Below are 26,752 nucleotides of genomic sequence, written 5' to 3' on the forward strand. Positions count from 1 at the left end.
GGGAAACGGGGAAACGGGGACCGATGTCACTTTTGTGTGTTCGTGCGTGCACTGCCCACCCGACGACCACAGTGATCAATATGCCGTAGCGCGGCGCCGACGTCTTCTCTCGGTATTCAGCCGCCCGGGACGCATATTTCGAAATATACCGCACGTGCGAGTGCCGTGCTTGCTCTCCATTTCCACAGCTCTGACAACGTTACCCTCGTGTGCCATCTGACTCTGATGTGACCAAGGAGGAGTTCAAACGTGATGGAATTTCGCATTCTCGGCCCGGTGGGAGCATGGGCAGCGGGTAGAGAGATTCCGCTCAATGGAACCAAGCAGCGCACCATGCTCGCCGCCTTATTACTGGCCGACGAACGCGTGCTCCCCGACCACCGGCTGGGCGAGGCGCTCTGGGGGAAACAGCCTCCGGGCACCTACCAGGCGCAGATATACACCTACGCCTCGCGGCTCCGCCAGCATCTGGAAAACCACGCCGAGATAATACGCAAAGGGTCCGGCTATATGCTCCGGATCACCTCCGGGCGCTTCGACTACGGCGACTTCATGATGCTGTCCCGCTCCGGCCGCTCCGCACTGCGGGAGGGCAGATTCGCCCGGGCCGCCGAGCTGCTGCGCGCCGCCCTCGGCCTCTGGCGGGGACCCACCCTCACCGATGTGACCGAGCATCTCGGGGACACCGAGAGACCAAGCATCGAGGAGGCCTACATGGAGACGCTGGAGACCCGCATCTCCGCGAACCTGGCCCTCGGTCACCATGCCCAGCTCACCTCGGAGCTGGTCGGCCTGGTGCACGCGCATCCGCTGCGCGAGCGCTTGCGGGCGCAGCTCATGCTGGCCCTCTACGCCAGTGACCGGCAGGCCGACGCCTTCACCGTCTTCCACGAGGGCCGGCAGCTGCTGGACGAGGAGCTCGGGGTGGATCCCGGTTCCGCGCTGCGTCGTACGTACCAGGCGATCCTCACCGGCAGCGTCGACGAGATGGAGCGGGAGGTCCTGGTCGCTCTGCCGGGCCACGACGCGATCGGCGACGACTTTCTGCAGCACCCCGAGTCCTTCCTCGCGGCGAACGGGATCGGTCACCCGTAGCGCTTCAGCTCGCTGAAGAAGTCGGGCACCGTGTGCAGGGCGCCCCTCCCGCGCACCTCGCCGTAGACGTGGTGCGCCACGGCCAGGTCCAGAACTCCGAGGCCGAACGGGGAGAAGACGACCGGCCGGTCCGGCGGGCACACCAGCTGTCCGGTCAGTACGTCGAACAGGGTGCCGGCCACGAACCCGCGACCGCCGACCTGTTGCTCGGTCAGATGCAGCGAGGTGTTGGCCTTCATGCAGTGCTCGATGTCGTCGGTGACGTTGTGCGACGCCAGCACGATCTCCGGTGCCAGGTCCCGCAGCGAGACGTGCAGAACCAGCGGGTTGTGGGCGAACCAGTCCGGGTCGCTCACATGCGGGTGTGCCGCGGTGGTGGCGAACACGACGAGATCGGAGGACCTGACCAGTTCCTCCGCCGTCTCATGGACGGTGACCGTTCCCTGCTCGGTGCGTTCGAGGTAGCCGCGGAAGTCCTTGGCGTGCTCGGCCGAGAGGTCGTGAACGCCCAGCTCGTCGAAGACGAACCCGTTGCCGACGAGGTAGGAGTGGATGAAGCGGGCGATCAGCCCGGTGCCGAAGAACCCCACCCGGGCCGGGCGCCCGCCCCGCTGCCCGCTCAGCTCGACGGCCGCCAGCGCGGCGGAGGCCGCGGTGCGCGCCGCGCTGATGATGGAGCTCTCCAGACAGGCGAACGGATAGCCCGTCCGGGCGTCGTTGAGGATCAGGACCGCGGAGGCGCGCGGAATTCCGGCGGCCACGTTCTCCGGGAAGCTGGAGATCCACTTGATCCCGTGCACGGGCTCCTCGCCGCTCAGCGAGGCGGGCAGGGCGATGATGCGGGACGACGGGCGGTCCTCGAAGCGCAGGAAGTAGGAGTCGGGATTCACCGTCCGGCCGGTTCCGTGCAGCCGGTAGGCGGCCTCGACGATCCGCGTGACCTCGGCCTCCTTCCCGTTGATCACCTCGTGCACCTGGGCGCCCGGGATCACGCTGAAGAAAGGGACGAGGGGAGGGGCGGAGGAAGGGGCGGGGGAAGGGACGGGGGAGGGAGCGGAGGAGGGGGCGGAGGAGGAGGGGGCGGAGGAGGAGGGGGCGGGCTGGTTCATGGCTGCCTTTCGCGCGGGTTCGGCGGGGGCGACGGGTGCGGCGGGTTCGGCGGGTACGGCCGGTACGGCGAGGTACGGCCGGTACGGCGGGGTTCGGCCGGTACGGCGGTTGAGGTGGGGCTACGCCTGTTCCACAGGCTTGAGGTCGTCCTTGTGCAGGGTGGAGCGGAGCTCGGACCTGCGCAGTTCCTCCTCGGCGGTCAGTTCGATGCGGCCCACGGCCCGGCGCAGGATCGGCGGACCCATCAGTGAGGTCGCCACCGCGATCAGCACGATGACGGTGTACATGGCCGTGTTCAGCACCCCGAGGCGCAGACCCACCATGGCCACGATGACCTCGACCACCCCGCGGGCGTTCATGCCCGCTCCGAGCGCGATGGCCTCCCAGCGGCTCAGGCCACTGGCCCAGGCGCCGATGAAGGCGCCGGCGAACTTGCCGAGGACCGCGATGGCGAGCAGGACCAGCGCGGTGAACAGCACGGTCGGATCGGCCAGCGCGGTCAGATCCATCCGCAGCCCCGCGGTCGCGAAGAACAGCGGCGCCAGCACGGCCACGACGAAGGTGCGCAGCGGTGCCAGCCGGGTCAGGACGTCCTTGCCCGCCCCGCGGATCAGGACCCCGGCGGCCAGCGCGCCGAAGACGGCCTCGAAGCCGATCGCGTGGGTGATCGCGCTGAACGCGATGACGAGCGCCACGGCCACCCCGAGGGTGACCCCCGGCTCGGCCGATCTGGCCGTCGCCCGCATGGTGCGGTTCACCAGCGGACGGCCGATCAGCGCCGCGCCCGCCAGGAACAGCAGGAGGAAGACGACCGTGCGGACCAGGCTGCCGGCGTCCAGTCCGCTCGTCGCCATCGCGGTGACGACGGAGAGACCGAGCCAGCCCAGCACGTCGTCGACGGTCCCGGAGATGAGGATGAGCTGTCCGACGTTGCGGTGCAGCAGACCCAGGTCCATCAGCGTCTTGGCGATGACCGGGATCGCGCTGACACACATCGCGATGCCGAGGAACGCGGCGAAGACCGTGCGGTCGGAGCCCTCCGCGAGCATCGCCGCCGGCAGCAGACAGCCCGCGGTGATACCCAGGCCCAGCGGAATGACGAAGCCGGGCAGGCTGACCCGTACCGCTGTGGCGGCTCGCCTGCGGATCAGCTGGGTGTCCATCTGCAGACCCGTGAGGCCGACCAGCAGCAGAACGCCGAACTGGCCCGTGGCGTCCAGCAGATGGGCCTGCTCCGGCACGTCGGGGAAGAGCCAGTCGGACACCTGGGGCAGCGTGTGACCGAGCAGGGACGGCCCCAGGACGACGCCCGTCATCAGCTCGCCGACGATGGGCGGCAGCGAGCAGCGCGCCGCGAGCCGCCCCAGGAGGGTCGCGACCAGCAGCAGAAGGACGACCTGAACCAGGAACATGGCCAGTGGATGGCCCCCCAGGGGCGGCACCGGCTCCGCTGCGATCAGCATCTGCTCCCGCCCCTTCAGTCGGACATCGCGACGAGGACCCGGCGCCGGCCGGTGAAGGACCGGCGGCCGTGACCGACCAGCATGTTGTCGATGAGCAGCACGTCACCGCTCCGCCAGTCGACGTCGACGGCGCTCTCCAGACCGCGGTCGCGGATCTGCGTGATGTACTCCGCCGGGATGGGCGAGCCGTCGGCGAAGGCGACCGACTGGGGCAGGTCCTTCTCCGGCATGATCCGGTGCAGCGCGGCCGCCGTCTCGTCGCCCAGCCCGGCGGCGTGCCACTGGTCGGCCTGGTTGAACCAGACCTCGGCACCGGTCACCGGATGCCTGAGCGTCGAAGGCCGTATCTGGCTCACCCGCAGCCCGCCGTCCCGCGTCCACGCGTGGTCCGCTCCGGTGCCGGCGAGGAGCCGCTCGACCTCGTCGCGGTCGTCCGTCTCGAACGTGTCCTGCCAGCTCTTGCCGAAGCCCGTGCCGCCGTGCAGGTTCTGCGCGTAGCGCACCCCGCCGGCGAAGCCCTCGCGCACCTCGGGGTCGAGCGCCGCCAGCCAGCGCACCCCGTCCACGACGGGCGTGGCGCCGCCCGTCTCGGCGGCCTGCTCGCAGAAGAAGACGAGCCGGGACGGCCACTGATGGGCGTAGCTCAGCTCGTTGTGCATCGAGATGGTGTACTCCGGCGGGTACTCCGTCGACGTGTAGACGTTCTGCCCGACCTTGGTGCGGGGCGAGTTGCCGTTGACGTAGGCCAGCCGATTCGGCAGCAGCAGGTCCAGCACCGTGTCCAACTCGGCCGTGCTGACCTGGAAACCGCGGAAGACCAGGGCCTTCTCCCGCACCAACAGGGCGTCCAGACCGTCGAGTTCGCGCAGATGGCCGATCAGGCCGCCCGGGGCGGCCTCGGCCCCGATGTCGGCCGGGGTGACGACAAGCGGCGCCCAGGCACTGTAACCGTCCGTCATGGGTTCTCCTCGCGGCGGGACCTTGGTCGGTCCGACCCTTCAGACGGCGTCTATATTTCTTCGCTAACCGGTCTATCGGTCCTCTCCCGCCCCTTCCGTCCGCTCGGAACCGGACGTTGTATAGGCGGTCTATAGCCGCGATGTCCAGGGTGGTCTTTACCGTGCAGCTCTGTGCGCGGGATTCCTGGAAACAGCGAGCGACGGAGTCGAGAATGATCGACCGGGACGCTGTCCGGCTTCCTTTGTCCGCCGGCCAGCAAGGGGTGTGGTTCGCCCACCAGATGGATTCCACCGGGCGGACCTACAACTGCGCGGAGTACATCGCTGTCGACGGTCCGGTCGACGTCGCCCTGTTCCGCGCCGCCTGGGCGGCGCTGAGCGCCGAGGCCGATGTCGTACGCATCGACCGCATCGTCCAGGACGACGGCCTGTGGCAGGTCGTGGAGCCGGAACAGACGGCCGGCCTGCCGCTGGTCGACCTCTCGGCGGCCGACGACGCCGAGGCGCGGGCGCAGCGGTGGATGCGCGACGACGTCCGGCGTCCGGTCGATCTGAGCAGGGGCCCCATTTCGTCCTTCGCCCTGATCAAGCTCTCCGACACCAGGTTCTTCTTCTACTACCGGATTCACCATGTCGTCATCGACGGATACGGGGTTCATCTGCTCGGCCGGCGACTGGCCGAGATATATTCCGCGCTGGCCGCGGGAGACACCGACGTCGCCCCGGTATTCGGTCCCCTGAAAGACCTTCTCGACGACGAGGCCGAATACCGTGCGTCCGATGCTTTCGAGGCGGACCGCGCGTACTGGGTGGAGCACTTCGGCGACCGGCCCGAACCGCTGCGGATGCCCGGCCGCCGAGGTCCCGGTCCGGGGCTGCCGGAGGAGCGGCTGCGGCTGCGGCTGACGACCGCGCTGCCCGAAGCCGACCTGGAACTCCTGCGCAAGACGGCCTTCGTGTCCGGCACCACGTGGCAGATCCTGCTCATGACGGTCGTCGGGGCCTACGTCCACCGGGTGACCGGCCGTCAGGACGTCGTCCTCGGAGTGCCGGTGACGGGACGGCGCACTGTCGCGGCGCGCCGGATTCCCGGCATGGCGACCAACAGTGTCCCGGTGCGACTGGCCGTCGCCCCCGGGGAGAGCCTGACGGATCTGGTGCCGCGCCTGACGCGGGAGGTCGGCGAGGCGCTGAAACACGAACGCTTCCGGCTGGAGGACCTGCAGCGCGAACTGGCCCCGCACGACGGGGTGGGCGCGCTGATGGGGCCGATCGTCAACTTCATGCCGTACGGCGGACCGCTGCGCTTCGGGCAGGCCCCGGCCACCAGCCACAACCTGGCCTCGGGCCCGGTCCTCGACCTGTTCCTCACCTTCCGCCCCGAGCCCGGCGGCGAGGCGATGTCCCTGGTCCTGGACGGCAACCCCGACACCCACGACCTGGACAGCCTCACGGGGCACCAGGAGCGCCTGCTGGCGTTCATCCGCACCGTCGCCGCGGCTCCGGCGACCGCCCTCGACTCGATCGACGTGCTCGGCGCGGCGGAGCGGCAGCGGCTCCTCGTGGACCGCAACGCCACCGAGCTGCCCCTGGACGACGAGACGGTGCCCCGGCTCTTCCGGCAGCGGGCCGCCGCCGCCCCGTCGGCCGTCGCGCTCGTCCACGGCCCGGCCACCCTGACGTACGGGGAACTTGAAGCGCGCTCGGAGCTGCTGGCCCAGGAGCTGGCCGGCCGGGGCATCGGCCCCGAACACCTCGTGGCCCTCGCGCTGCCCCGGTCACCGGAGCTCGTCGTCGCCATGCTGGCCGTGCTCAAGGCGGGCGCCGCGTTCGTCCCCGTCGACGTCTCCTATCCCACGGAACGCTTCCTGCACACCCTCCAGGACTCGTCCCCCGCCTACGTGATCACGACGAGCGAGGAGACGAGGCTGCCCGAGGGGACCGCGCGCATCCTCCTCGACGACACGGACGTCGCCCCGGGCCGGGCCCGCCTCGCCGGCCGGCTGCCGGACCCCGGCCCGGACCAGTCCGCGTACGTCATCTACACGTCCGGCTCCACCGGGGTACCCAAGGGCGTCGTCGTGCCGCACCGGGGGCTGCGGAACCTGGTCGAGGACCGGGTACGGCGCTACGGGCTGGACGCCCGAAGCCGGGTGCTGCAACTGGTGTCGCCGAGCTTCGACGTCGCCATGGCCGACATCTGGCCGACCCTGCTGGCGGGCGGCCGGCTGGTGCTGGCCCCCGAGGGGCGGACCGTCTCGGGCGAGGAACTGGCCGCGCTGCTGCGCGAGCACGGGATCACCCAGGCCGCGATCCCCCCGGTCTTCCTGACCCGGGTCCCGTCCGAGGACCTGCCGGAGCTCGGGGTGCTGATCACCGGCGGCGAGCCCGCGGACCCCGAGACGCTGCGCCGGTGGGCCACCGGCCGGCGGATCTTCAACGAGTACGGCGTCACCGAGGCGACGGTCACCACCACCGTGAGTCCGCCGCTGGATCCCGGAGCGGCACCGGCGATCGGCGCTCCGATCGCCAACTCCCAGGTGTACGTGCTGGACGCCGGCATGCTGCCGGTGCTGCCCGGCGCGGTGGGGGAGCTGTACATCGCGGGAGCCGGGGTCGCCCGGGGCTATCTGCGCCGGCCGGAGCTGACGGCGCGGCGGTTCGTGCCGTGTCCGTACGGGCCGCCCGGATCGCGCATGTACCGCACCGGCGATCTCGTGCGCTGGCGGGACGACGGACAGCTCGAGTACGTCGGGCGCGCGGACAGCCAGGTCAAGATCCGCGGCTTCCGCGTCGAACTCGGTGAGATCGAGGCGGTGCTGGCACGCCAGGAGCCGGTCGGGGCGGTGGTCGCGACCGTGTGGGAGGAGCGGCCGGGCAGCAAGCGGCTGGTCGCCCATGTGGTGCCCGCGCCCGGCGCGGTGCTGGACCTCGACGAGGTGCGCCGCCGGGCCGCGCGCTCGCTGCCGGACCACATGGTGCCGATCGTGGTCGAACTGGACGCCGTGCCCGTCACGCCGAACGGCAAGGTGGACCGTCGCGCGCTGCCCGCGCCGGACCTCTCCGCCGCCGGCACCGGACGGCCGCCGCGCGACGACCGGGAGGAGATCCTGTGCGCGCTGTTCGCGCAGGTGCTCGGCCTTGACCGGTTCGGTGCGGAGGACTCGTTCTTCGGCCGCGGCGGCGACAGCATCCTCGCGCTGCGACTCGTCGCCCAGGCGCACCGGGCCGGCGTCGACTTCGCGGTGGGCGACGTCTTCCGGTACCCGACCGTCGCCCAACTCGCCCCGCACACCCGCATGGTCGGCCGCACGGCCGACGGCACCGACGGCTCCGACGCCATCGACGGCACCGCCGCGACCGGAGCCGCGGGACTCACCCCCGCCGACCTTCCACTGGTCCGGCTGGACCAGGCGGAGATCGACGCGCTGGTCGCCGCCCACCCCGGCATGTCCGACGTACTGCCGCTGACGCCCCTGCAGCAAGGCCTGCTCTTCCACAACCTCCTGTCCAGGGGCGGCGTCGACTCCTACGCGGCGCAACTGCGCTTCGAATTGGACGGCCGGCTGGACACGGCCGTCCTGCGCGTGGCGGCCACCTCGCTGCTGGAGCGGCACGCGGGGCTGCGGGCGGCGTTCCGGCACGCCGACACCGAGGAGCCCGTACAGATCGTCTGCGAAGGGCTGCGGCCGCCGTGGGCGGAGCGGGACCTGTCGGGAATGCCGCAGGACGAGCGGGAGGCCGAGGCGCTGCGCCTCGCGGCGGACGAACGCGCCCGCCCGTTCGACATGACGGCGCCCCCCTTGCTGAGGTTCCTGGTGCTGAAGCTGGCCGACGACCGGCACCGGGTGATCCTGACCGCGCATCACATCCTGTGGGACGGCTGGTCCACGGCGATCCTGGTACGCGAACTGTTCACGCTGTACGGCCGTGGCGGCGACCGGGCCGGGCTGCCCCCCGCCCGCACGCCCCGTGACTACCTGGCCTGGCTCGCCGCCCAGGACCGGTCCGCGTCCCGGCGGGCCTGGGCCACCGCGCTGAGCGGCCTGACCGGCCCCACCCAGGTCGCCGACGGCGTGCCGGGACCGGCCGGGGAACACCAGGAGCACCTCACCCACGAACTCGACGCCGGCCTGAGCGAAGCGCTCACCGCGTACTGCCGTGCGCACGGCGTCACGCTGAGCACCGCCGTGCACGCCGCGTGGGGGCTGCTGCTCGCCCGGATCACCGGGAGCGACGACGTGCTGTTCGGCACCTCCGTCTCCGGGCGTCCGGCGCAGCTGCCGGGCGTCGAGGACATCGTCGGACTGCTCACCAACACGGTCCCGGTCCGGCTGCGGCTGCGGGCCGGGGAGGCCATGAGCGCGACGCTGGCCCGGCTCCAGGAGGAGCAGCTGTCCCTGGTGCCCCACCACCATCTGGCGCTCACCGACATCCAGCGGCAGGCGGCGGACCCGGAGGGCGGCGCCGGGCTCCGCTACAGCGGTGGCGCGCTCTTCGACACCGCCATCACCTTCGTCAACGGCTCCCTGGAAGCGGGCGGCCCGACCGGGGTCGACGGGCTCCGGCTGGCCGCCCTCGACGTCACGGACGGCACCCACTACCCGCTGCGGCTGGTCGCCCTGTCGGGCCGCACGCTCACCCTGCGGCTCGGCCACCGGCCCGACGTCTTCTCCCGTGCCGAGGCCGAGCGGCTGCTCACCCGGCTGGTGCACACCCTTCAGGCCCTCCCCGAGGCGCCCTGACCGGCCGGCACGAATCGCCCGCACCATCCCCACCCCATCCCGAGGAGGCGAGGCGGCCTTGCGGACGCCCGACGTATTCATCAAGGGGCTCGGCACCTTCGTGCCCGACCCGGTCCCCATCGAGGAGGCCGTCGCACAGGGGGACTACCCCGCCGTCGAGGTCGAACTGCACGAGCTGGCCGGAGCGGCCGTGGCCGGCCGGACCCCGGCGCCCGAAATGGCCCTGCGTGCCGCGCAGCAGGCGTACAAGCGCTGCGGTCACCGTCCCGAGGACACCGCCGTGCTGCTGTACGCCGACTCCTGGCACCAGGGTCCCGACGGCTGGCAGCCGCAGTACTACCTGCAACGGCACCTGGTCGGTGACGAGGTGCTCTCCGTCGAGGTACGGCAGGGCTGCAACGGCATGTTCGCCGCGCTGCAGCTGGGCGCCGGCTATCTGCGGGGCCGGCCCGCGCCGGCGGACGGCGGCCCGGCGACGGCCGCGCTGCTCGTCGCCTCCGACAACTTCGGCACCCCGATGATGAACCGCTGGAGCATGGGCCCGGGCTATGTGGCCGGGGACGCCGCCAGCGCGGTCCTCCTCACCACCGAGCCGTCCTTCGCGCAGCTGCTCGCCGTGGGTTCGGTCGCCGTGTCCGAGGCCGAGCAGATGCACCGCGGGGACGAACCGCTGTTCCCGCCCGGCCCCACCGTGGGCCGCCCGCTCGACTTCCGGGCCCGCAACGCCGAGTTCAAGCGCGCCGCCCTCGCCGACGGCACCGGCACCGGGGCGCTGGTCAAGGTGCACGGGATGACGCTGGCGCTGGTGGAGCGGACGCTGTCCGAAGCCGGCATCGCGATGGCCGACGTCACCCGGGTCGCGTACATGAACTACTCCCGGGAGATCGTCGAGCAGCGCTGCATGGCCGCGCTCGGCCTGCCCATGGAGAAGTCGACCTGGGAGTTCGGCCGGACGGTCGGCCATCTCGGCGCGAGCGACCAGATCGTGTCCCTGGACCACCTGGTGGAAACCGGCGAACTCGGCGCCGGGGACCACCTGTTGATGCTCGGCGTCGGGCCGGGCGTCACCCTGTCGTGCGCTGTCGTGCGGATCCGTGACATCGCCCCGTGGTGCGGTTGACCAAGGCTTAAGGAGACCGAAGTCGTGTCCGATCGAGACGAGTCCGCGGCCGTGGCCGGGGCGCAGAGCACCACCTCATCCGTGACCCCGCCGGAACCGGTCGCCGTCATCGGGACCGGCTGCCGGCTCGCGGGTGACGCCGACTCCCCAGGCGAGTTCTGGGACATGCTGCTGTCGGGCCGCGACGGCATCGGTGACATGCCCCAGGACCGCTGGGAGATCTACCGGGACCTGGGGCCCGAGCACAGCGCCGTGGTCCGTCGCGCCGACGTGCCGGGCGGCTTCATCAGCGACATCGAAGGGTTCGACTCCGCCTTCTTCGGCCTCACGCCCCGCGAGGCCGAGCTGATGGACCCGCAGCAGCGGCTGCTGCTGGAAGTGGTGTGGGAGGCGCTGGAGGACGCGGGCATCCCACCGCAGAGCCTCGCCGGCGGCGACACCGGCGTGTTCGTCGGCATCGGCTCCGACGACTACGGACGACGGCTGCTGGAGGACCTGCCGAGGATCGAGGCCTGGACCGGCATCGGCAGCGCCATGTGCGCGGCCGCCAACCGGATCTCCTACGCCCTCGACCTGCACGGCCCCAGCGTCGCGGTGGACACGGCGTGCTCGGCGTCGCTGGTCGCCACCCATCTGGCCTGCCAGAGCCTGCGCGCCGGGGAGAGCGACATCGCGCTCGTCGGCGGCGTCAACCTGATCATCTCGCCCGGTCTGTCCGCCACCCTGGAGTCCGCCGGCGCCACCGCCCCCGACGGCCGCTGCAAGCCCTTCGACGCCTCGGCCAACGGCTACGGGCGCGGCGAGGGCGGCGCGGTCCTCGTGCTCAAGCGGCTGGCCGACGCCCAGCGGGACGGCGACCGGGTGCTCGCCGTCGTCCGCGGCAGCCACGTCGCCCAGGACGGCCGGACCAACGGCATCATGGCCCCCAGCGGACCGGCCCAGCAGCGCCTGCTGACCGAGACCCTCCGCCGCACCGGCGTGAGCGCGGCATCGGTCGACTACATCGAGGCCCACGGCACCGGCACCCGGCTCGGCGACCCCCTCGAAGCGGGCGCGCTCGGCGCCGTGTACGGCAGCGGACGGCCCGCCGACGAGCCGGTCCTGATCGGCTCGGTCAAACCGAACGTGGGCCACCTGGAGGCGGGCGCGGGCGCGGCCAGCCTGCTCAAGGCGACGCTCGCCCTCGCCCACGGCGAGATCCCGCCGACCCTCAACCACACCCGGGGCAACCCGGCCATCGACTGGGACTCGGCCGGACTGCGCGTCGTCACCGAGCGGACCCCGTGGCCCGAGCGCGGCCGGCCGCGCCGCGCCGGTGTCTCCGGCTTCGGCTACGGCGGCACCATCGCCCACGTCATCCTGGAGCAGGCACCCGAGCCCACCGCCGTCGCACCGGCCCCGCCACCGCAGGCGGGACCGCGGCTGTTCCCGCTGTCCGGGAGGTCGCCGGCCGCCCTGCGCGCCCAGGCCGGCGAACTCGCCCGATGGCTGGCCGACGAAGGCCGGGAGACCGGCCTGGACTCCCTCGGGCACACCCTGGCGCTGCGCCGCTCGCACCTGGACGCGCGGGCCGCGGTCGTCGCCCGTGACCGGGAGGAACTGGCGGCCGGGCTGCGGACGATCGCCGACGGCGACGCGTCGCGCGAGGCGGCCGTCGGCACGGCCCCGGCCGACCCGGGCAAGGGCCTGGTGTGGGTGTTCTCGGGACACGGTTCGCACTGGGCGGGCATGGGACGCGAACTGCTGGCGTCGGAGCCCGTGTTCGCCGGCGTCATCGACGAACTGGAGCCCGTCTTCCGCGAGGAGATCGGCTTCTCCCCCCGGCAGGTCCTGCTGGACGGCGACTTCGCGACCGTGGACCGCATCCAGACCATGATCTTCGCGGTCCAGCTGGGACTCGCCGAGGTCTGGCGGTCCTACGGAGTCGAGCCCGACGCCGTCATAGGCCACTCCGTCGGCGAGATAGCCGCCGCCGTGACCTGCGGCCTGCTCTCCCGCGCCGACGGCGCCCGGCTGATCTGCCGCCGCTCGAAGCTGCTGCGCCGGGTGGCCGGGCAGGGCGCGATGGCGATGGCGTCGCTCTCCCTGGAGGAGGCGACCGAGCGACTCGGGGACCGCACCGACGTGGTGGCCGCCATCGCGGCGTCGCCGCTGTCCACGGTGATCTCGGGCGACATCGCCGGGGTCGAGGCCCTCGTCGAGGCGTGGCAGGCGGAGGGCGTGCAGATGCGCCGGGTGGCCTCCGACGTCGCCTTCCACAGCCCGCAGATGGACGCGCTCCTCGACGAACTCTCGGCCGCCGCGAGCGACTTGGGGCAGGGCGAGGCACGCTGCCCGATGTACTCGACCGCGTACGCCGATCCGCGCACCACTCCGGCCGCCGACGGCTCCTACTGGGCGGCCAACCTGCGCAACACCGTCCGGCTGGCGGCGGCCACCAAGGCCGCGGCGGAGGACGGCCACCGCGCCTTCCTGGAGATCTCGGCCCACCCCGTGGTGGCCCACTCGATCGGCGAGACCCTGGCCGAGGAGGGCATCGAGGACGCCTTCGTCGGCTCCTCGCTGCGCCGTGACCGGCCCGAGCCCGAGACCCTGCTGTCCGCCCTGGCCGCCGCGCACGCCCACGGTGTCGCGCTCGACTGGGCCCGGCTGCAGCCCGCCGGTGAGCTGGTCACTCTCCCCCGGGTCGCCTGGCAGCGCCGGCCGCACTGGCGCGAGACGTCCTTCCCCGGCGCCGGGCAGGGCCGCGGCCACGACGTCGACGCGCACCATCTGCTCGGCCAGCCCGTGGCCGTCTCCGGCCGCCCCCTGCGGCTGTGGCGGACGCTCCTGGAGGACGCCAACCGGCCCTATCCGGGCAGCCACACCATCAACGGCACCGAGATCGTCCCGGCCGCCGTGCTCCTCAACACCTTCCTGGCCGCCTCGGGCGGGACGACCTCCGGGGCGCTGCGGGAGGTCGCGCTGCGACTGCCGCTGGCGGTGGGCGAGCGCCGTGAACTCCAGGTCGTGCACGAGGACGACGGGCTCCAGCTGTCCTCCCGGCCGGCCGAGGGCGACGGAACCTGGCTCACCCACACGACCGCCACCACCGGGCCGGCCCCGGGCACGTCCCTGGGCGAACTGCCCGCGCTCCCCGACGGACTCGCCGCGGCCGACCCGGGCGAGATCCAGCGGCACCTCGCCTCGGTCGGCGTCCCGAGTATGGGCTTCGACTGGACCGTCGAGGACCTGCTGCTCGCCGAGGGCGCCCTGCACGCCCGCGTGCGTCCCGAGCAGCCGGAGCGCGCGGCGGCGACCTGGGCCCCGCTCCTCGACGCCGCCCTGTCCGTCGCCCCCCGCGCCTACCCCGGCCCGGCGACCCTGCGGATGGTGGCCGGCGTCGCCGGGCTGCGCGTCGAGGGGGCCGTGCCGGCGGTGGCCGACGTCCGGGTCACCCACGACGCGGCGGCCGACACGGTCGACGTGCTGATCGCGGACACCGACGGCCGGGTGCTGGCCGCGCTGACCGGCGTGCGGTACGCGACGATCGGCCAGGAGTCGCTGGTGGCCGCGCATCCGCGTGTCCTCGTCCACGACGTCGTGTGGCGTCCGCTCGCCCCGGGGACGGCGCCGGAAGCGGCCCCCGCCGGGCGGGACATGGTGCTGATCGGCGCCGTCGACCATCCGCTGGCGCAAGCCCTGCGCGAGCGGGTCACCGCCGGGGGACGCCGGTTCCTCGCCCTGAAGCGGCCCGCCGACCTCGACGGTCCGGAGGCCGGGCTCGACGCCGACACGGACGTACTGGTGCTGCCGCCGCAGCCGGGCCCCCAGGACGCGGTGCCCGACGCCGCCGCCGCGGGCGCCTGGCTGCTGCTGGAGACGGCGCAGCGGCTGGCGGCGCCGGACACGGTGCGCTTCCCCCGGCTGTGGGCGGTGACCACAGGGGTGCGCGAGAGCCGGGACACGACCGGGCCGGCCCACTCCGCCCTGTGGGGCCTCGGCCGGGTCGTCGCCGGTGAGCACGGCGAGCTGTGGGGCGGCGTCGTCGACCTGCCGCCGGCCGGCACCTGGGCCGCGGACGCGGTGGCGGGTCCGCTGCTCGACCTGGTGCGGGCGGCGCCGCGGGAGGACGTGGTGTCGCTGCGGGCGGACGGTGCCGCCGAGGTGTCCCGGCTGGTGCGCACCGAGCGGGAGGAGCGGGGCGACGCCGTGGCCTGCCGGTCCGACGGTACGTATCTGATCACCGGTGGTCTCGGTGTGCTGGGCCTTCAGGTCGCCCACTGGCTGGCCGAACGGGGTGCCCGGCGCCTGGTGCTGGCCGGCCGGCGCGGGCTGCCGCCGCGCGCGCAGTGGGACGGCGTGACCGACGAGGTGACGCGGAGCCATATCGCGGGCGTACGGGCCCTGGAGGCGCTCGGGGTGACCGTGCGCGTGGTCGCCCTGGACATCGCCGACGCGGACGCGGCGGGCCAAACGCTCACGCCGGACGCCCTCGGCATGCCGCCGATCCGGGGCGTCGTGCACGCGGCGGGTGTGCTCGACAACCGGATGGTGCCGGACGTGGACGAGGAGTCGCTGCGGGCTGTGCTGCGGCCCAAGGCGCACGGCGCGTGGGTGCTGCACGAGCTGTTCCCGGCCGGCAGCCTGGACTTCCTCGTGCTCTTCTCGTCCTGCGGCCAGCTCCTCGGCCTGCCGGGCCAGGCCAGTTACGGCTCGGCCAACGCCTTCCTGGACGCCCTGGCCCACCATCGCGGTGACACCACGAGCTTCGGCTGGACGTCCTGGCGCGGCCAGGGCATGGCGGTCAACGAGGTCGTGGACCTGGAGCTGCGCGAGCGGGGCGTCACCGACATCTCGCTGCCGGAGGCGTTCGCGGCGTGGGACCACGCGGCGCGCCGGGGGACCGGGCACTTCCCGGTGCTGCGCACGATCCCGCTGGAGGCCGGCACCGAACCGCTGCCGCTGCTGCGGGAGATCGGCACGGCGGAGCCCGCGGCGGCCGGTGCCGGCCAGGACGGGGGAGACCTGTTCGCCGGGCTGTCGGACGAGGAGCTGCGCGAGCGGCTCACCGAGGAGATCGCCGGGCAGATCGCCGGCGAGATGCGGCTGCCGGTGGCGTCGCTCGACGTGCGCCGCTCGCTGGTGGAGCAGGGCCTCGACTCGGTGATGACGATCGTCATCCGCAGGCGGCTGGAGAAGCGGTTCGGCCACAAGCTGCCCGCCACACTGCTGTGGCACCAGCCGACGGTGGTGGCGATCAGCGAGCACGTCGCGGAGCTGCTGTCGGAGCGCTGAGCCCACCGCACGCCGGACTGCCCCCCTCTCCGCCGGGAGAGGGGGGCAGTCTCAGTCGGGTACCGGAGCCGGCGGGTCCGTCACCAGATCCCGCACTGGTGGATCCACTGGCTGTCGAGCACGTTGCCCTGGGTGTCGCGGACCTCGACCGTGTACGCCCAGCCGCTGAAGGGCCGGTCGTCGACGTACCAGGTGCCGTCGGCCTCGACGACCAGGGTGTCCTGCGCCGGCGTGAAGTCGCCGAGGTGGTGGACGACGATCGTCTGGCCGGGCGTGTAGCCGCTGCCCCACGCGTCCACCGAGTACAGGTCGCAGTCCAGGTAGCCGCCCGTGTGCAGCGCCGCCGCCGACGCCGGGGCCGCGGCGAAGCCCGTCAGGGCCAGGGCCGCCGCCGCGGCGACACCGGCCGCCTTGATGGTGCGAAGCATTCCGAGAACTCCTTCGTCGGGGTGTCCGAGGAGAGTGCGTGCCGTCAGCGGGTCACCAGATACCGCAGTAGCTGTCGTCGGTGCCCAGCTGATTGCCCTGGGTGTCCTTGACCGTGACGACGTACCAGAAGCCGGGGCCGCCCTCGTCGCCCTTGGCCGTCGCCCAGGTGCCGTCGGCCTTGACCGTCAGGGTGTCGCTCGGCAGGGTCTTGTCCGGCACTTGTCCGAAACCGTCGTGGATCTTGTGCTCGACGACTATGGTCTGGCCCGGCTGGTAGCCCAAGCCCCTCGCGTCGACCTCGAAGGTGTCGCAGTCCTGATAGGCCGCGGTCACCGGCGCCTGAGCCGAGACCGACGCCGCCGCCGGGGTGGCGGCGACGCCCGTCAGGGCCAGGGCCGCCGCCGTGGCGAGGCCGGCCGCCTTGATGGTGCGTAACATCCGAGAACTCCTTCTTCGAAGATTCCGGGAAAGTGTGCGCCGGGATCGTAAACCCCAGTTCTGGAATACGCGGGCGCGGGCGGGTGAATTGCGGCGGATTGCGGTCGGCGATGCACTGGGTATCACCTGCGACTTTCAGGGGTCGCTTAAGGGCCTTCCGGGGGTTGAGCCGTGAACCTAATCTCGAATTCTGTCCGGCCTCTGTGGCCCAACTGGATGGGGGATGCGCGCATGCTCAACAGAGTCGTGATCGTGGGAGGCGGTACGGCGGGTTGGATGACCGCCTCCTATCTCAAGGCCGCCTTCGGCGACCGGATCGACATCACGCTGGTGGAGTCCGGGAAAGTCGGCACCATCGGCGTGGGGGAGGCGACTTTCAGCGACATCCGGCACTTCTTCGAGTTCCTGGGGCTCAAGGAGAAGGACTGGATGCCGGCCTGCAACGCCACGTACAAACTGGCGGTGCGGTTCGAGAACTGGCGCGAGAAGGGCCACTACTTCTACCACCCGTTCGAGCAGATGCGGTCGGTCAACGGCCACCCGCTGACCGACTGGTGGCTGCAGGACGGTCCGACCGGGCGGTTCGACAAGGACTGCTTCGTGATGGCCTCGGTCATCGACGCCGGGCTGAGCCCCCGCAGGCTCGACGGCACCCTGCTGGACTCCCCGTTCGACGAGAACGCGGAGGAAATGCAGGGCCTGACGATGTCCGAGCACCAGGGCAAGACGCAGTTCCCGTACGCGTACCACTTCGAGGCCGCGCTGCTGGCCAAGTACCTGACGAGGTACGCCGTGGAGCGCGGTGTCCGGCATGTGATCGACGACGTCGAGGACGTGGACCTCGACGAGCGGGGCTGGATCAGCTCGGTCCGTACGGCCGGGCACGGCGAGCTCACCGGTGATCTGTTCGTCGACTGCACCGGCTTCCGCGGCCTGCTGCTGAACAAGGCCCTTCAGGAGCCGTTCATCTCCTACCAGGACACGCTGCCCAACGACAGCGCGGTCGCCCTCCAGGTCCCGATGGACATGGAGCGGCGCGGCATACGTCCGTGCACCACGGCCACCGCCCAGGACGCCGGCTGGATCTGGACGATTCCGCTGACGGGCCGGGTCGGCACCGGTTACGTCTACGCCAAGGACTACGTCTCCCCCGAGGAGGCCGAGCGCACCCTGCGCGAGTTCGTCGGCCCCGCGGCGGCCGACGTCGAGGCCAACCACATCCGGATGCGCATCGGCCGCAGCCGCAACTCCTGGGTGAACAACTGCGTAGCCGTCGGGCTGGCGAGCGGGTTCGTCGAGCCGCTGGAGTCGACCGGCATCTTCTTCATCCACCACGCGATCGAGCAGCTCACCAAGAACTTCCCCGGCGCCGACTTCCACCCCACCCACCGCGACCGGTACAACGACGCCGTCGCCCATGTCATGGACGGCGTGCGGGAGTTCCTGGCCCTGCACTACGCCGCGGCCAAGCGCTCCGACACGCAGTACTGGCGTGACACGAAGACGCGCCCGCTGCCGGACGGGCTCGCCGAGCGCATCGAGAAGTGGCGGACCCAACTGCCGGACAGCGAGACGGTGTACCCCTACTACCACGGGCTGCCGCCGTACTCGTACATGTGCATCCTGCTCGGCATGGGCGGCATCGACGTCAAGCCGTCCCCCGCGCTCGCCCTGGCCGATCCCACCGCGGCGCAGCTGGAGTTCGAGGCGATCCGGGAGAAGACCGAGCAGCTCACCAGGACGTTGCCCGCGGCCTACGACTACTTCACCCAGCTGGGCTGACGCACCGTGGCGGGCCCGCCACGGCGGGCCTTCCACGGGCGGCCGTACGGCAGAAAGCGGAGCGCGATGAGCGAATCGACCATCCGGACCGAGCTCTCGGCGACCCCCGACGCGTTCCGGACGCTGATGAGCGGCTTTCCCACGGGGGTCGCCGTCGTCACGGCGACCGACGCGGCCGGCGTAGAGCGCGGAATGACCTGTTCGTCCCTGTGCGGAGTGTCGCTGGAGCCGCCGGTGCTGCTGGTGTGCCTGCGGGCCGGCAGCCCCACGCTGGAGGGTGTGCTGGAGTCCCGTACCTTCGCGGTGAACCTGCTGCGCGCCGACGCCCGGCCGACGGCCGAGCTGTTCGCCTCCGGTGATCCGCAGCGCTTCGCCAAGGTCGCCTGGCAGACGGACCCGCAGGCCGCGGGGCCGCATCTGCTGCGGGACGCGCACACCGTCGCGGACTGCGCGGTGCTCTCGGCCCAGCCGGTCGGCGACCATGTGACGGTGTACGGGGAGATCCGCAGGGTCACCCGGCGAGGTGACCGGATCCCGCTGCTGTACGGCCTGAGGCAGTTCCGGCCATGGCCGGAGCACTGACCGCCGGCGTCCGCCCGCGCAGCCGGCCGCCGAGCAGCGCCAGACCCAGGGGCGTCACCGTGTGCAGCACCTTGTTCCGCACCCGGCGCGTGCTGATCAGCCCCGACTGGCGCAGTACGGCGGCGTGCTGGCTGGCGCCCGCCGACGAGATGCCCAGGCGTTCGGCGAGCTGGCCCGTGGTGCAGGCGGCCGTCATCAGCACCCGCAGCGCGGCCGCCCGGGTCTGGCCGACCAGGGCGCCGAGGGCCTGTACGTCGGGCTCCGGGCCGCCCCACAGGTCGGCGGCCCGGTGGCCGGCGGGCGGGGCGGCGAAGACGAGCGCCGCCATGCCGGTGCCCGGCTCGCACTCGACGACCCGGCCGACCTTGCCGGGCAGGAACACGGACGGACACAACAACAGGCCCCGGCCGTCGAGACGGATCTCGCGGTCGGGGCCGTCGGGTATCTCCAGGACCGAGCCGGTCCACACGATTCTGGGATGCAGGGTGGCGAGCAGCTCCTCGACGCCGCCGGTCATGATGATCCGGCCACGTGCCTCGCACTCGGCTTCGAGCCGTTCGCCGATGCGGTCCCAGTACGGCACGACCGCCGCCCGCCACATGTCCACGGCCAGCCGGAACGCGTCCGCGCGGGTCAGCCCCACGGGCGGCCCGCCGCTCGTCACCGGCCTTCGCTCCAGCAGGAACAGCAGGTCGTCCGGGGCGTCGACGGTGCGCGGCAGCCGGGCCGAAGTCGTCCAGGGCGGGCTCTGCAACGGCAGTCGGCGCCGGGCCTCGTCACGCCATCGCGCATAGTCGGCGTGACCGGATCCGGTCAGCACACCGAGGGCGAAGGCTCCCTCGGCGACCGGGCCGAGCGTGCTCCGCAGCCGGGTACGGGCCAGGTCCGCCGCGGTGAAGTGAACTCTCTGCATGCTCGCCCCTGGTGGTGGTGATGAGCGGGCCGCCCGCGGACGGCCCGCTCGGTCAGAAGCCGGGTGCCGACGCCGGGGCCCGGAGGGTGCCGAGGTAGGGATGCCAGAGATGGCCGGGGTTGCCCTCCACCTCCGCCACGATCTCCCGCATCGCCGCGAGGGCCTTGGGCTCCTCCCCGTCGTAGACGTCGCCCTGGAGCATCTTCAGCACGTCGATGCGGTAGCGCGGGTCCTGGACGAACGCGGTGAACAGGACGTTCAGGCGGTAGTAGATGGAGATGAACTCGTACCAGTACCGCACCGCGCGGCGCAGCTTGGTCTCGTAGGTCTCGAACCGCTTCTTGGCGAAGTCGCCCGCCTCGTGCGCCGCGATGATGTCCTGGGCCGCGATCCGGGCGCTGTTGAGGGCGACGCTCACCCCGCTGGAGAAGATCGGGTCGACGAAGCGCGCCGCGTCCCCGATGAGCACGAAACGGTCGCCGCAGATCTGCTTCATCGCGTAGCTGTAGTCGCCCTCGGCCTTGAACTCCCGGATCCGCTCGGCGTTCCCCAGCGCGTCGCGCAGTTCGGGCCGGCTGGAGACGAAGTCCCAGAAGAACCCCTCGCGGTCCTTGGCCGCGGCGGCGAAGCGCTTCTTCTGGGTGACCACGCCGATGCTGGTGATGGTGTCGGTGATCGGGATCTGCCACACCCAGGTGTCCTTGATGGGCAGGAAGTGCACGAAGATGTGGTCCGCCTGGGCGGCGTCGGCGGCGATGGCGGTGCGGTCCAGGCCCTCGAACCAGGTGTGCACGGCGTACTGGTCGAAGACCGGGTCGGCGACCTTCACCTTGAGCTGGCGCCCCAGCAGCGTGCCGCGGCCGGAGGCGTCGACGACCATCCGGGCGGTGTAGTCGGTCTCCTTGGCCGCCAGCCGGACGGTCAGCCGCACCAGTTCGGGGTCGTCGAAGTCCACCTTCAGCACCCGGGCGCCGTTCAGGACGGTGGCGCCCTGTTCGTCGGCGTGCCGCAGCAGGATCGCGTCGAACCTGCCGCGGTCCACGTGGAAGGTGTAGTCGCGGTCGACGCCGGGCTGGTCGCGTTCCACGAACGCGATGTCGGCGGTCCAGCCGTGGCTGAGGCCGCTGTATCCCATGCGGGGTATGTCCCGTGACTCGGCGGAGGTCCAGGAGGCGCCGTACTTCTTCGGGAACCCGGCCTCGTCGATCTTCTCGAGGGCGCCGATCTCGTGCAGCACGGGGGTGGTCGCCGGGACGAGCGACTCGCCGACGTGCGGCCGTGGGAACGTCTCGCCCTCGAACACGACGACGGAGAGTCCGGCCCTGGCGAGATAGGAGGCCATGGTCGAGCCGGCCGGCCCGCCACCGATGATCGCGACGTCGAAGTCGGCTTTCATGCCTTCTCCTTCTGGGCGTTGTTTTCCAGCGACAGCTCGTGCAGCATTCCGGCGATGGTCCGGATGTCCTTGAAATGGTCGATGTCGATTTTCGCGGGCGAGACGTACAGGCCCAGCTCGTCACGGATATAGGTCAGCAGGAGCGCGACCCGCAGCGAGTCCAGGACGCCCGATTCCATGAGCGGGGACACATCGTTCAGCCGGTCCCGGTCGTCGCCCTGGAGGAATTCCTCCCCGATGAACGTGACGAGCGCGGACACATAGTCTTCTTCGGTCATGGGTTCTCGCTTTCTATGCGGTTCTCGTCCCACTCCAGTGCCTCCGCGGCAAGGTCCTCCTGCGACATCTGATCGATCTCCGCACGGACCTCTGCCTCCACCACCTCGGCCAGTTCGGCGACGGTGCCGCCCTCGAAGACGGCTCGGGTGGGGAAGTCGATGTCGAACGCCTGCTGGATCTCCGCGATGAGCCGGATCGCGAGAATCGAATTGCCGCCGCCGCGGAAGAAGTGGCTGTGCGCGCCCGCCCGGGTTCCGAGGAGCTTCTCGAAGATCTCCGCGATCCGCTCCTCCACGACCCCGCGCGGTTCGACCAGGTCGTCCGCCGTCGCGTCCTGGGGCTCGGGCAGCGCCGCCCGGTCCAGCTTCCCGTTGGCGTTCAGCGGGACGCGCTCGATCGGCGTGAACGCGCGCGGCACCATGTACTCGGGGAGCCGCTCGGCCACGTGCGCGGCGAGTTCCTCCCGCATCAGCGCCGGCTCCGCGCTCCCGGGGGCCGGCACCCAGTACGCGGCCAGCCCGGTGTTGCCGTCCGCGTCCCGGACGGCGATCACGACGGCTTCCGCGACCGCGGGGTGTGCGTCCAGCACGCCCCTGATCTCGTCCGGCTCGACCCGGTAGCCGCGGATCTTCACCTGCCCGTCGCGCCGGCCGACGAAGTCGACATGCCCGTCGGGCAGCAGCCGGACCAGGTCGCCGGTGCGGTAGAGCCGCGCCCCCGCCGGTCCGTAGGGGTCCGGTACGAAGCTCGCGGCGGTCGCCTCGGGGCGGGCCGCGTAACCACGGGCCAGGCCCAGACCGCCGACGTACAGCTCGCCCACCACACCCGTCGGCGAGGGCCGCAGCGAGTCGTCGAGGACATGCATCGTCACGCCCGGCAACGGCCGTCCGATGGGCACCGATTCACCGCTCACGGGCGCCGTCACCGGGTAGACGCAGGTGCCCACGGAGGCCTCGGTGGGCCCGTACTCGTTGATGAGCCGTCCCGCGCCCAGCGTCCGCGCCCACACATCGGCCCGGCGCACCGGCAGCGCCTCACCCGCCACCACGACCACCTCGGCCAGCTCCGCCAGCCGCTCCGGATCGAGCTGCTGCGCGAGGATCTCCATGTGCCCGGGCGTCAGCTTGAGGAACGACAACGGCGCGGCGTTCGCCAGCCGCGGCCCCAGCTCGGCCAGGTCCAGGTCCTGCGGCAGCAGATGCATCGGCTGTCCCGCGAGCAGCGGCGCCCACAGGTTCGGCACCACGAGGTCGAAGGCCACCGACGAGAACACCGCGCCGCCGCCGCTGCCCTTCAGGGCCAGCTCCTCGACCGCCCAGCGGACGTGGTTGGCCAGCCCGCGATGGGTGATCTGCACGCCCTTGGGCCGGCCCGTGGAGCCGGAGGTGTAGATCACATACGCCAACAGGTCCAGGTCGCCGCCGTGTTCGGGGTCCAGCCGTGCCGGGTGCTCCAGGGGTGCGGCGGGCCGGGACGCGATCAGGTCCGCGTCGCCGTCGGTGGTCACGAACCGCCCGGCGAAGACATCGCCGAGCCGCTCCCGGTGCCCGGACCGTGTCACCAGCACCCGTGCCCCGGCGTCGGCGAGGACGCCGCCGACACGGTCGGCGGGGAACGACGCGTCCAGCGGAAGGTAGGCGGCACCGGCCTTCCACACGGCGAGCAGCGCCACCGGCAGCTCGATGCCGCGCTCCAGCAGGACACCGACCACCGACTCGGGGCCCACACCGAGTTCACGGAGCAGCCGGGCCAGCCGGTTCGCCCGTGCGTCCAGTTCGGCGAAGGTCACCGTCGCGCCGTCCGCGACCAGCGCGGTGGCGTCCGGCACCGCCGCGGCCCGCGCCGCGAACAGCGCCGGCACCGACGCCGTCACCTCGGGCGCCGGGGTGTGGTTGTGCCGCCCCGGGCGGGAGAGGGCGTCGCGCTCGCCGTCCGGCAGCAGATCCAGGGTGTCGAGGCGGCCGAGCGGCTGGGCGGCGGCCGACGTCAGCAGTTGCCGGAAGTGGCCCGCGAGCCGCTCCACGGTGGCACGCTCGAACAGCGAGGTGGCGTACTCCAGGGCGCCGACCACGGTGCCGTCGGGCTGCCTGCGCATATAGAGGGTCAGGTCCGTCTTCGCGATCGACGACACCTCGGTCACGGCGTCGAGTTCGTCGGCGTCGGCGGCCGAGCCGGTGAGTTCCTCGCCGTGGTAGTCGAACGCCACCTGGTAGAGCGGCGTACGGGACAGGTCGCGCTCGGGCGCGAGTTCGGCGACCAGCTCCTCGAAGGGCAGCTCCTGGTGGCCGAAGGCGTCCTTGCAGACCTCCCGGACCCGCTCCAGCGCCTGCTCGAAGGGGGCGGCCGGGTCCAGCCGGCAGCGCAGGACGAGGCTGTTGAGGAAGAACCCGACGACGCCCTCGACCTCGGGCCGCTCCCGGCCGGCCACCGGGGTTCCGATCACCACGTCCCACTGCCCGGTGTACCGGGCCAGCAGTGTCGTGAACGCCGTGAGCAGCACCATGAACGGGGTCGCGCCGGCGCGCCGCCCCTGCTCGGTGAGCGCGTCCGCGACGTCGGCGGGAACGGCGAACGTGACGACGGCGCCCCGGGCGTCCCGGGCGGGCGGCCGCGGCCGGTCGGTGCGCAGGGCCAGCGGGGTGGCCCCGTCGAGCACCGTCCGCCAGTGGCCGAGCTCGCGGGCCACGACGTCCTCGGTGAGCCGCTCGCGCTGCCAGACCGCGTAGTCGGCGTACTGCACGGGCAGCTCGGGCAGTGCGGGGCGGCGGCCCGCGCGCAGCGCGTCGAGGATCTCGTGGAACTCCTCGCGCAGCACGGTCGCCGACCATCCGTCGCCGACGATGTGGTGCATCAGCAGGACCAGGGTCTGCTCGTCGGGGCCGGACCCGGCCTCGCCGATCAGCAGCGCGCGGGCGACGGGGCCGCGTTCCAGGTCGAAGCCCTCGGCGGCGTCCTGCTCGACGAGTTCGCCGACCCTGGCCCGCGGCGCGGTGATGCGGCGCAGCGCCATGGGGCCGGGCGGGTCGATCACCTGCGCCGGCTCACCGTCCGGGCCGCTGTCGGGCACGAACCGGGTACGCAGCGCCTCATGACGTGCCGTCAGCTCGGCCAGTGCCTGGCGCACCAGCGGTTCACCGTCGGTGGCGGGCACCCGCAGGAACAGACCGGTCACCCATTCGCGGCCGCGCGGGTTGATCCGCTCCAGCAGCCACAGCCGCCGCTGGCCGAGGGAGAGCGGCAGACCGCCGGTGCGCGGCACCGGACGCACCGGCGGTGCGTCGTCCCGGTCCGCGCCGTCGTCGTCCGCCGTGACCAGGCGGGCCTGCGCGGCCACCGTCGTCGCCCGCAGCAGCTCGGGCAGTTCGACGTCCCGGCCGGTCGCGGCGCGCAGCCGGTTGGCGAGCCGGGTGAGCTGCAGGGAGGAGCCGCCGAGCCGGAAGAAGTCGTCGTGCACTCCGATGTCCTCGGTGCGCAGCAGCTCCCGCCACACCTCGGCGACCAGTCGCTCGGCCGGGGTGGCGGGCACCGCCTCCGGGTCGCCCGTCGCGTCGGGGGCGGGCAGCGCCGACCGGTCCAACTTGCCGCTGGACGTCCTGGGGAACGACGCCAACTCCACGTACTGCGACGGAAGATGGGTCTTCGGCAGCCGCCCGGCGAGGAACTCCCGCAGCTCCTCGGCGGCCGTGGGACCGGCCTCCGGGCGGCACAGCAGATAGGCCGCGAGCCGCGTCCCCCGGGGCGTCGTGTACGGCACGACGGCCGCTTCCCGGACGCCCGGGTGCCCGGCGAGGGCGGCCTCGATCTCGGCGGGTTCGATCCGGACGCCGTTGATCTTGACCTGGTGGTCGGTCCGCCCGCAGAACTCCAGCGAGCCGTCGGCCCGCTGCCGCACCAGGTCGCCGGTCCGGTAGAGCCGGGCGCCGGCCGGGCCGGACGGGTCGGGCACGAAGCGTTCGGCCGTGAGCCCGGGACGGTCCAGATAGCCGTGGGCCAGCCCGACGCCACCGAGGTACAGCTCGCCCTGCCGGCCGGGTTCCACGGGATGCCCGTCGGGGTCGGCGACCACCGTGCGGATGCCGTCGACGGGGGTGCCGATGGGCACCGGACCGGAACGCTGGATCGGGTCGAAGCGGTGACCGGTGACCTCGTTGGTGCACTCGGTGGGCCCGTAGGTGTTCCACACCTCGACGTCGGCCCCGTGCTCGCCCAGGGCCCGCAGGAAACGCCGGACGAGTTCGGCGTGCAACTGCTCGCCGCCGCAGGAGAGCAGCCGGAGGGTCGTGCAGTCCTGCCAGGCCGGCTCGTCGACCAGCATGCGCAGCACCGACGGCACGACCTGGAGGACCGTGACGCGCTGCTCGTCGACCGTGCGGACCAGCAGGGCGGGGTCGTGCTCGGCGCCCTCCGGCGCCATCACCACCGTGCCGCCGCCGGCCAGCGGGGCGAAGATCTCCCAGCCGGCCGCGTCGAAGGTCAGCGGGGTCTTGTGCAGGACGCGGTCGCCGGGGCCGAGCCCGTGGGTGCGCACCCGCCAGCCGACCTGGTTGGCGAGACCGGCGTGGCTGACCACGACGCCCTTGGGGCGGCCGGTGGAACCCGAGGTGTGCAGGACGTACGCGGGATGCGCGCCGGACACCTCGACCGCCGGGGTGTGCTGGGGCAGGCCGTCGAGCGCCGCGGCGTCGGCGTCGAGCACCACCGTCCGCACCGCCCCGCCCGCGAAGCGGTCCGCCGTCTCGGGCCCGGTCACCACCACCTCGGCGCCCGTGTCCGCCAGCAGGGCGGAGGTACGGGCCGCGGGATGGCCGGGGTCGAGCGGCACATAGGCCGCGCCCGTCTTCCAGACGGCCAGCAGGGCGACGGCGAGGCGGGTGCCGCGGTGCAGCAGGACACCGACCGGCGCCTGCGGCCCGGCTCCCGCGCGTAACAGCAGGTGGGCCAGCCGGTTGGCGCGACGCTCCAGCTCGCCGTAGGTCAGCGCACGCCCTCCGGCCACCACCGCGAGGGCGTGGGCGGACGAGGTGGCGCGGCGCGCGACGACCTCGTGCAGCGGCTCGGCCACGGACGGATCCGACGGGTGGTTCATCGACTCTCCCAATGGGTCGGCAGTGGACCTGGGCCCGGGCACCCCCGCGGGCAGGGCCGCGTCGCCCGCTGCCCGCCA

Annotated in this window: 15 protein-coding genes; 6 read left to right on the forward strand and 9 right to left on the reverse strand. The window is 72.4% G+C overall.

Annotated features, from left to right (window positions below):
• Window positions 1-252 precede the first annotated feature (252 nt).
• A complete protein-coding gene (locus tag AQJ67_RS34700; RefSeq protein ID WP_079056340.1) occupies window positions 253-1,095 on the forward strand; it encodes an AfsR/SARP family transcriptional regulator in 843 nt (280 codons plus the stop codon).
• On the opposite strand, the gene sbnB is transcribed toward AQJ67_RS34700, so the two are convergent.
• From sbnB to AQJ67_RS34715, 3 genes are all read right to left on the reverse strand, one after another.
• Window positions 1,086-2,204, reverse strand: coding sequence for a 2,3-diaminopropionate biosynthesis protein SbnB (gene sbnB, locus AQJ67_RS34705; RefSeq protein ID WP_079056341.1), 1,119 nt, complete (start codon window positions 2,202-2,204; stop codon window positions 1,086-1,088). The genes AQJ67_RS34700 and sbnB overlap by 10 nt on opposite strands.
• A gap of 120 nt (window positions 2,205-2,324) precedes the next feature.
• A complete protein-coding gene (locus AQJ67_RS34710) occupies window positions 2,325-3,668 on the reverse strand; it encodes a cation:proton antiporter (protein ID WP_062723321.1) in 1,344 nt (447 codons plus the stop codon).
• Between the two features lie 14 nt (window positions 3,669-3,682).
• Window positions 3,683-4,627 carry a TauD/TfdA family dioxygenase gene (locus AQJ67_RS34715; protein ID WP_062723322.1) on the reverse strand — a complete coding sequence of 315 codons (945 nt, stop codon included), beginning with the start codon at window positions 4,625-4,627 and terminating at the stop codon, window positions 3,683-3,685.
• 212 nt (window positions 4,628-4,839) lie between these two features.
• Between AQJ67_RS34715 and AQJ67_RS34720 the strand changes: the two genes are divergently transcribed.
• Genes AQJ67_RS34720 through AQJ67_RS34730 form a run of 3 tightly spaced genes read left to right on the forward strand, consistent with a single transcriptional unit; the run spans window position 4,840 to window position 15,769 of the window.
• The gene (locus AQJ67_RS34720) at window positions 4,840-9,372 is read left to right on the forward strand and encodes a non-ribosomal peptide synthetase (protein WP_062723323.1); all 4,533 of its coding nucleotides are present in this window, start codon (window positions 4,840-4,842) and stop codon (window positions 9,370-9,372) included.
• A gap of 58 nt (window positions 9,373-9,430) precedes the next feature.
• Entirely contained in the window at window positions 9,431-10,492 is a 1,062-nt protein-coding gene (locus AQJ67_RS34725) for a ketoacyl-ACP synthase III family protein (protein ID WP_062723324.1), read from the forward strand.
• Between the two features lie 24 nt (window positions 10,493-10,516).
• Complete coding sequence (locus tag AQJ67_RS34730; RefSeq protein WP_244190674.1) at window positions 10,517-15,769, forward strand: type I polyketide synthase; 5,253 nt, start codon at window positions 10,517-10,519, stop codon at window positions 15,767-15,769.
• 80 nt (window positions 15,770-15,849) lie between these two features.
• Here AQJ67_RS34730 and AQJ67_RS34735 read toward each other — a convergent pair whose 3' ends face one another.
• Entirely contained in the window at window positions 15,850-16,197 is a 348-nt protein-coding gene (locus AQJ67_RS34735) for a hypothetical protein (protein WP_062723325.1), read from the reverse strand.
• A 52-nt stretch (window positions 16,198-16,249) separates the two neighbouring features.
• The gene (locus tag AQJ67_RS34740; protein ID WP_062723326.1) at window positions 16,250-16,636 is read right to left on the reverse strand and encodes a hypothetical protein; all 387 of its coding nucleotides are present in this window, start codon (window positions 16,634-16,636) and stop codon (window positions 16,250-16,252) included.
• Between the two features lie 231 nt (window positions 16,637-16,867).
• Between AQJ67_RS34740 and AQJ67_RS34745 the strand changes: the two genes are divergently transcribed.
• Window positions 16,868-18,418, forward strand: coding sequence for a tryptophan halogenase family protein (locus AQJ67_RS34745; RefSeq protein WP_079056343.1), 1,551 nt, complete (start codon window positions 16,868-16,870; stop codon window positions 18,416-18,418).
• 66 nt (window positions 18,419-18,484) lie between these two features.
• Entirely contained in the window at window positions 18,485-19,000 is a 516-nt protein-coding gene (locus AQJ67_RS34750) for a flavin reductase family protein (protein ID WP_062723327.1), read from the forward strand.
• Here AQJ67_RS34750 and AQJ67_RS34755 read toward each other — a convergent pair.
• The 4 genes from AQJ67_RS34755 to AQJ67_RS34770 are packed head-to-tail and all read right to left on the reverse strand — an operon-like array spanning window position 18,930 to window position 26,674.
• Window positions 18,930-19,913, reverse strand: coding sequence for an ArsR/SmtB family transcription factor (locus AQJ67_RS34755; protein ID WP_062723328.1), 984 nt, complete (start codon window positions 19,911-19,913; stop codon window positions 18,930-18,932). The genes AQJ67_RS34750 and AQJ67_RS34755 overlap by 71 nt on opposite strands.
• Window positions 19,914-19,965: 52 nt before the next feature.
• A complete protein-coding gene (locus tag AQJ67_RS34760; RefSeq protein ID WP_062723329.1) occupies window positions 19,966-21,309 on the reverse strand; it encodes an NAD(P)/FAD-dependent oxidoreductase in 1,344 nt (447 codons plus the stop codon).
• Window positions 21,306-21,587, reverse strand: coding sequence for a hypothetical protein (locus AQJ67_RS34765; protein WP_062723330.1), 282 nt, complete (start codon window positions 21,585-21,587; stop codon window positions 21,306-21,308). Before AQJ67_RS34765 ends, AQJ67_RS34760 begins: the two co-directional genes overlap by 4 nt.
• A complete protein-coding gene (locus AQJ67_RS34770; protein WP_062723331.1) occupies window positions 21,584-26,674 on the reverse strand; it encodes a non-ribosomal peptide synthetase in 5,091 nt (1,696 codons plus the stop codon). The genes AQJ67_RS34765 and AQJ67_RS34770 overlap by 4 nt, the downstream gene beginning before the upstream one ends.
• Between the last annotated feature and the right edge of the window lie 78 nt (window positions 26,675-26,752).

The sequence above is a fragment of the Streptomyces caeruleatus genome (genome assembly GCF_001514235.1).
Lineage (GTDB): Bacteria > Actinomycetota > Actinomycetes > Streptomycetales > Streptomycetaceae > Streptomyces > Streptomyces caeruleatus.